The sequence below is a fragment of the Arthrobacter crystallopoietes BAB-32 genome, assembly GCF_000328305.2.
GTDB lineage: Bacteria > Actinomycetota > Actinomycetes > Actinomycetales > Micrococcaceae > Crystallibacter > Crystallibacter crystallopoietes_A.
Genome location: NZ_ANPE02000102.1, coordinates 1 through 6,593, shown reverse-complemented (window position 1 = coordinate 6,593; position 6,593 = coordinate 1). Strand labels below are relative to the sequence as shown.

Here is a 6,593-nt window from a genome sequence, read left to right as displayed (position 1 = left end):
ACACCCGGGGGCCAGGGCGCACTCCCCCATCCCGCTGGGCGAAGGGCACCGCTGCCGGACAGGAGGCGCAGGAAACCTGGTACTCAGCCGGCCCGCCGCCCGCCGGCCAACCGCCGGCAACTGACGGCGAGGGACGCCCTGCGCTCAAGCCGCTGCTGTTGATCGGCGCAGGAATCCTGGCCGCCATTATCATCATCGTGGTCATTGTCGTCAGCATCGCCAACCGCGGTTCCGATTCCGGCGCGCCAGCACCCTCCAGTTCGGCAGCACAGCCGCAGGCGAGCCCGGGTGCCGACGGCGTCGTCGCGGAGAATGTGTCGCCGTTCGACTTCGAGGCCGGCCAGTGCTTCATCGATTTCCAGGCAGCTACGCAGAGCGCGACGGTGGTCACCTGCGACACCCCGCATGCAGCCCAACTGGTGGGAACCTACTTCTATGAGGAGGCGGAGGAGTTCCCCGGCAAGGACGCGCTGAATGTCCAGGCCGAGGAATTCTGCGGCGCCGTCGATCTCAATGAGAATGCGGCCGACTACCCGAACCTGCGCAACTCCTACGGCATGCCCTCCGAGGGGACCTGGGAGGAAGGCGACCGGCGGATCGACTGCTTCGTCATTTCGGACGAAGGCAACACCATCAAGACCTCGCTGGTCAGCGAGTAGCACAACGGCCGCGCCTGTTGCCCTCGAAGCAACAGGCGCGGCCGTTTCCTGCGCCGGTCTACTTGGCCCGCACGACCAGTCCGGCCGCGGGCTCCTGCCCCTCGGGGCCGGCTTCCTCACGGTCCACCAGGACGGTGTCACCATCCACAATGCTGCCCGCCAGCAAACCGCGGGCCAGCCGGTCGCCGATCTCGCGCTGTACCAGCCGGCGCAGCGGCCGGGCCCCGTAGGCCGGGTCGAAACCGGTCAGGGCGAGCCATTCACGGGCCGCTTCCGTCACTTCCAGGGTCAGCCTGCGCTCGCTCAGCCGCGCCGCCAGCGCCTGGACCTGCAGGTCCACAATCCGCGACAGGTCCTCGATGCTCAGCGGGTCGAACATGATCACGTCGTCGAGACGGTTCAGGAACTCCGGCTTGAAGCTGGCATGGACCACGTTCATGACCGCCTCGCGCTTCCTGTCCTCGTCCAGCGCCGGGTCCACCAGGAACTGTGATCCCAGGTTCGAAGTCAGCACGAGGATGACGTTGCGGAAGTCCACGGTGCGGCCCTGGCCGTCGGTCAGGCGTCCGTCGTCGAGCACCTGCAGCAGGATGTCGAAGACTTCCGGATGGGCCTTCTCCACTTCGTCCAGCAGGACTACCGAGTACGGCCGCCGCCGGACTGCCTCGGTCAACTGGCCGCCTTCTTCGTAGCCCACATAGCCGGGAGGAGCTCCGACCAGGCGGGACACGGAGTGCTTCTCCGAGTACTCGCTCATGTCGATGCGCACCATGGCGCGTTCGTCGTCGAACAGGAAGTCGGCGAGCGCCTTAGCCAGCTCCGTCTTGCCCACGCCAGTGGGCCCGAGGAAGAGGAAGGAGCCGGTGGGCCGGTCCGGATCGCTGATTCCCGCGCGTGCGCGGCGGACGGCGTCGGACACGGACTGCACAGCCTTGGCCTGCCCGATGAGCCGGCCGCCAATGACCTGCTCCATGTGCAGCAGCTTCTGGGATTCACCCTGCAGCATCCGCCCGGCCGGAATGCCCGTCCAGGCAGAAATCACCTCGGCGATGTCGTCTGCCGTGACCTCCTCCGAAACCATCAGCTCGGGCGCTTCGGCCTGGGTTTCGGCCGCCTGCGCGGCATCCAGCTCCTTCTGTAGTGCGGGGATTTCGCCGTAGAGGATGCGGGACGCTTCTGCCAGGTCGCCGTCCCGCTGGGCCTTGTCCGCGAGGCTGCGCAGTTCGTCCAGTTTCGCCTTCAGGTCACCGACCCGGTTCAGTCCGGCTTTCTCCGCCTCCCAGCGGGCGTTCAGGGCAGCGAGTTGCTCCTTCTTGTCCGCCATGTCGGCGCGCAGCGCCTCGAGCCGTTCGCGGGAGGCCTCGTCGGTCTCGTCCGCCAGCGCCAGCTCCTCCATGGTCAGCCGGTCTACCGCACGGCGCAGCTGGTCGATCTCCTCCGGAGCGGAATCGATCTCCATGCGCAGCCGGGAGGCCGCTTCGTCGACGAGGTCGATGGCTTTGTCCGGCAGCTGCCGGCCGGTGATGTAGCGGTTGGACAGAGTCGCGGCGGCCACCAGGGCCGAGTCGGCGATCGCCACCTTGTGGTGCGCCTCGTAACGCTCCTTCAGCCCGCGCAGGATGCCGATCGTGTCCTCCACGCTAGGTTCACCGACGTACACCTGCTGGAAACGGCGCTCCAGGGCAGCGTCCTTCTCCACGTTCTCCCGGTACTCGTCCAGGGTGGTCGCACCGATCAGGCGCAGTTCGCCGCGGGCCAGCATGGGCTTCAGCATGTTGCCCGCGTCCATCGAACCTTCGGCCGCGCCGGCGCCGACGACGGTGTGGATCTCGTCGATGAAGGTCACGATCTGGCCATCGGAGTTCTTGATCTCCTCCAGCACCGCCTTCAGGCGTTCTTCGAATTCGCCGCGGTACTTGGCGCCCGCCACCATCGAACCGAGATCCAGGCTGATCAGCGTCTTGCCCCGCAGCGACTCCGGGACGTCCCCGGCGACGATCCGCTGCGCCAGCCCTTCGACGACCGCGGTCTTGCCCACGCCGGGCTCGCCGATCAGCACGGGATTGTTCTTGGTCCGGCGGGACAGCACCTGCACCACGCGGCGGATTTCGGAGTCCCGCCCGATGACAGGATCCAGCTTGCCGGAGCGTGCAATGGCGGTCAGGTCAACGCCGAACTTCTCCAGCGCCTGGAAGGTGTTCTCCGGGTCCGCGTTGGTGACCTTGCGGTCCCCGCGCACTCCAGGCAGCGCGGCGGACAGGGCTTCATGCGAGGCACCGGCTTCCCTCAGCACCTTGCCGGCGGCCCCGTTATCGGCAGCCAGCCCCAACAGCAAGTGCTCGGTGGAGACGTAGGAATCGCCGAGCTTTTCGGCCTCCTGCTGGGCCACGTTGATGACCTGCAGGATCCCGCGGGAATACTGCGCCTGCGCCACCGACGTGCCGGACGATGCCGGCAGGGCTTTGATGGCCGTGCTCGCCTGCACGCTGACGGTGTCCGGGTCGGTACCCGTGGCCTTCAACAGGGCGACGGCGACCCCCTCGCGCTGGTCCATCAGGGCTTTGAGCAGGTGGACGGGCTCAATCTGCGGATTGCCAGCCGTTGAGGCATTCATGGCCGCGGAGGACAAAGCCTCCTGGCTCTTGGTAGTGAATTTCGCGTCCAAACCGAGCTCCTTCCTTTTGCGCTCGCGCACAAGATCCAACGCAACTAACTTGAGTGTATGCCGCTCAACTTTGAATGTAAAGCTGCCACTGACTCGAACCGCCGTCGACCCTGAAGCTGCCTGGCTCCCATCGTGTCACCAGCGGGATGGCAGGAGAAGGCCCGTGGCCACGTCCGCGAAAAGCCGGATGGGCGGATCAGGGACGGGGTCTAGGCTGGTTCCATGGCACCAGCCGCCGACGGAAACGACCGGGACCTCGAAACCACCTTGCAAACAGCACGGCTGCTGCTGAACCGCCCGCGGGCCGAAGACGCCGACACGGTTTTCCGCATCCTCTCCGACCGCCGGACCACCCGCCACAACCCCAGTGATGCCCTCAATTGGCGGGAAGAAGCCGAGGGCCTGTTCCAGCGGTGGGAAGAGCAGTGGGACCGCCACGGGGTGGGCTACTTCGCCGTCCGCCTGCCGGACCGTGCGGAGCCCATCGGGTTCGCCGGCGTCAAGCATGTCCTGTTCGACGGCCGCCCGGTACTCAATCTTTACTGCCGCCTGGACTACCGCTTCTGGGGCCGCGGCTACGGCACCGAAGCCGTCCGCGCCGTTGTCGCCCATGCCAATGAGCTGCTGGAACTGCCGCCTGTGATCGCCCGCGTCCGGCCGGGCAATGCCGCCTCGGCCAGGATCGTGCGTGCCGCAGGATTCGAGCCCGCGCCCGAGCTGGGTTTGGAAGGGCCGGACGGCTATGAGGACATCTATGTGCTGAACTGGTCCAGGAACCTCTGAACGATCCGGAAGGCCTGCCGTGCTCATCATCCCCTTTGCGTCGTTGAAACCGCAGCCCTGGCGCAACGCCGGCGGCACCACGCGCGAGATCGCCGCCGGCGGCAACGCGGACACGCCCGACTGGCGCCTGAGCATCGCGGACCTCGACCAGGCCGGCAGCTTCTCCGCTTTTCCCGGCCTGGAGCGCACCTTCATGCTGATCGAGGGCGAGGTGGTGGAGCTGACCGTGGACGGGGAGGTCCGCCGGCTCGAGCGCTTCCGTCCCTTAAGGTTCGACGGCGGCAGTGCGGTTTCCTGCGCGCTGCCCACCGGACCGTGCCGGGCGCTGAACATTATGGTCCGCAAAGATGCCGCCGGCGCCGGCATCCTGGTGGCCGAGCTGTCGAAGAAGCAGCCGCTGGCCCTGGCTGAAGGGCAGTTCGCGGTGCTGCTCCAAGGCAAGGCAGAAGCCTCGGACGGATCCGGAACGCAGCAGCTCGACGTATTCGACACCGTCGCGGGTGCAGCGTCCGGTCCGGCGCAGGAGCACGGCGTCGAAATCGCCGGCCGCGGATTCGCCGCCCTTATCTCGGTCTTCGCCCAGGCGCACCCGGAGGATTAGCCGCTAGCCGCCATCGTTCTCCACCTTCACGGCAGAAACTTCGAATTCGAGCAGGATCCGGTCCGAAACCAGGACGCCGCCCGAATCCAGCGCGGTATTCCACTTCACCCCGAACGCCTGCCGGTCGATCCGGCGCGAACCTTCGAACCCGGCCCGGAGGTGCCCGGCGGGATCGCGCTCGACGCCAGTGAATTCTATCGGCACGGACACTGGCTTGGTGATGCCGCGGATGGTCAGGTCGCCGTTGACGATGAAGTTGCGCTCCTCGACCTGGTCGATATGCGTGCTCTGGAAACTGATCTCCGGGAAGTTCGGGGCATCGAAGAAATCGTTGGTGCGCAAGTGTTCATCCCGTTGTTCGTTGCGCGTATCGATGCTCGCCACCTGGATGGTCAGCTGGACCGAAGACTTCGACGGGTTTTCCACATCGGCGTGGATGACACCCTCGAAATCGTTGAAGGCCCCTCGCACCTTGGTGACCATGGCATGCCGGGTGGAAAATCCAATCCGAGTGTGGGCCTGGTCGAACCGCCATTCCCCGGACAAGGCGGCTGAGAGATCGGACATGTGATGCCTCCTGGATCCCGTGCCGCGCGCTGCCTCCCCAGGCAGATGGATGGACGCGGCCCGACAATGGATGTTGCGGCTATGCAGGTAATTCCAGCACAAACGGATGGCGATTGCACGTCTTTCCTGCACCGGAAAACCCAGAGGCCGCAGCTCACTTGGCCGGCGTTGGAACATGCCTACCGCCTGGCTGCGGGCCTCAATAGACTGTGAGCATGACGGCCATGCAGATGCCCGAGGGCATAGAAAACCTCTCCTCCAGCGAATGCTGGGAATTGTTCCGCAGCACCGATGTCGGCCGGCTGGCCGTGGTGGTCGACGGGCATCCTGACCTCTTTCCCATCAACTACGTCGTGGACCATGGCTCGATCGTTTTCCGTACGGCCCGGGGCACCAAGCTGGACGCAGCCCTCTCGGACGCCAAGGTGGCCTTCGAGACGGACGGCTACCGGCCGGCGAGCAATATCGCCTGGAGCGTCGTAGTCAAGGGGCCCGCCGAGCGGCTCAGCAGCATCGAGGACGTGCTCGGCTCCACCCTGCTGCCGCTCTTCCCGTGGCAGGCCGGCGAGAAGAACAATTTCGTGCGGATCGTCCCGGACGAAGTCACGGGGCGCCGCTTCCGGGTCCAGACGGGCTCGCGGCGGAGCCAAGGCCTCAGCGACGCCCGTCGGCTGAACGTGGAGTAGCGGGGGCTCAGCGCAGGTAGCCGCCGGAGTACCCGCCGCCGTAGCCGCCTGCGTAGTGCCGGTCGTAGCCGATGAACCGCTGGTCGGAGGGCACGATTTCCTTGCCCAGCGGGGTCAACGACACCGGAATCATCTTCAGGTTGGCGATCGCCAGCGGAATGCCGATGATGGTCACGGCCTGGGCGATAGCGGTGACGATGTGCCCGAGCGCGATCCAGATTCCCGCCACCAGGATCCAGATGACGTTGCCCAGCGTGGACATGAAGTAGGTCCGCCCTCCCCTATCCACGACCTTGCGGCCGAACGGCCACAGCGCGTAGGCGCCGATGCGGAAGGAGGCGATGCCGAACGGGATGGTGACAATGAGCACGCAGCAGACGATTCCGGCCAGGAAGTAGCCGAGCGCCAGCCAGATTCCGCCGAGCAGGAGCCAGATGATGTTCAGGACAGCATTCATGCCCACCATTCTGGCTGCTGCAGTCCGCCGGCACCATGGGGAAGGGCCCTGACCTGCCCCTGAACAGGGCAAGCCAGGGCCTTCCGGTCCGTGCGCGGGCGGAACCCGGACCGGAGCTAGCGGGCGCTGCGGCGTACGTTGCTGGCCGGAGCGGAGGCGCGGCGGTTGCCGCGGC

At 66.4% G+C, this 6,593-nt stretch carries 7 protein-coding genes; 4 read left to right on the top strand and 3 right to left on the bottom strand.

Features of this window, described 5'->3' with window-relative positions; translation table 11 throughout:
• Positions 1–659 (top strand): septum formation family protein (locus D477_RS21105; RefSeq protein WP_005268457.1); only part of this gene is annotated, 659 nt, incomplete at its 5' end.
• 58 nt (positions 660–717) lie between these two features.
• Here the strand turns inward: D477_RS21105 and clpB are convergent.
• Positions 718–3,324, bottom strand: a complete 2,607-nt coding sequence (gene clpB / locus D477_RS07725) for an ATP-dependent chaperone ClpB (RefSeq protein WP_005268456.1) — start codon at positions 3,322–3,324, stop codon at positions 718–720.
• 222 nt (positions 3,325–3,546) lie between these two features.
• Here clpB and D477_RS07720 point away from each other — a divergent pair, with 222 nt between their 5' ends.
• Both D477_RS07720 and D477_RS07715 read left to right on the top strand, forming a co-directional pair.
• The gene (locus tag D477_RS07720) at positions 3,547–4,107 is read left to right on the top strand and encodes a GNAT family N-acetyltransferase (RefSeq protein WP_005268455.1); all 561 of its coding nucleotides are present in this window, start codon (positions 3,547–3,549) and stop codon (positions 4,105–4,107) included.
• Between the two features lie 19 nt (positions 4,108–4,126).
• Entirely contained in the window at positions 4,127–4,708 is a 582-nt protein-coding gene (locus D477_RS07715) for a HutD/Ves family protein (RefSeq protein WP_005268454.1), read from the top strand.
• 3 nt (positions 4,709–4,711) lie between these two features.
• Here the strand turns inward: D477_RS07715 and D477_RS07710 are convergent, their stop codons facing one another.
• Positions 4,712–5,275 (bottom strand): YceI family protein, encoded by a 564-nt coding sequence (locus tag D477_RS07710; protein WP_005268453.1) that lies wholly within the window; start codon positions 5,273–5,275, stop codon positions 4,712–4,714.
• A gap of 215 nt (positions 5,276–5,490) precedes the next feature.
• Here D477_RS07710 and D477_RS07705 point away from each other — a divergent pair, with 215 nt between their 5' ends.
• Complete coding sequence (locus D477_RS07705) at positions 5,491–5,961, top strand: pyridoxamine 5'-phosphate oxidase family protein (RefSeq protein ID WP_005268452.1); 471 nt, start codon at positions 5,491–5,493, stop codon at positions 5,959–5,961.
• A gap of 7 nt (positions 5,962–5,968) precedes the next feature.
• On the opposite strand, the gene D477_RS07700 is transcribed toward D477_RS07705, so the two are convergent.
• Entirely contained in the window at positions 5,969–6,418 is a 450-nt protein-coding gene (locus tag D477_RS07700) for a YccF domain-containing protein (RefSeq protein ID WP_081608508.1), read from the bottom strand.
• Between the last annotated feature and the right edge of the window lie 175 nt (positions 6,419–6,593).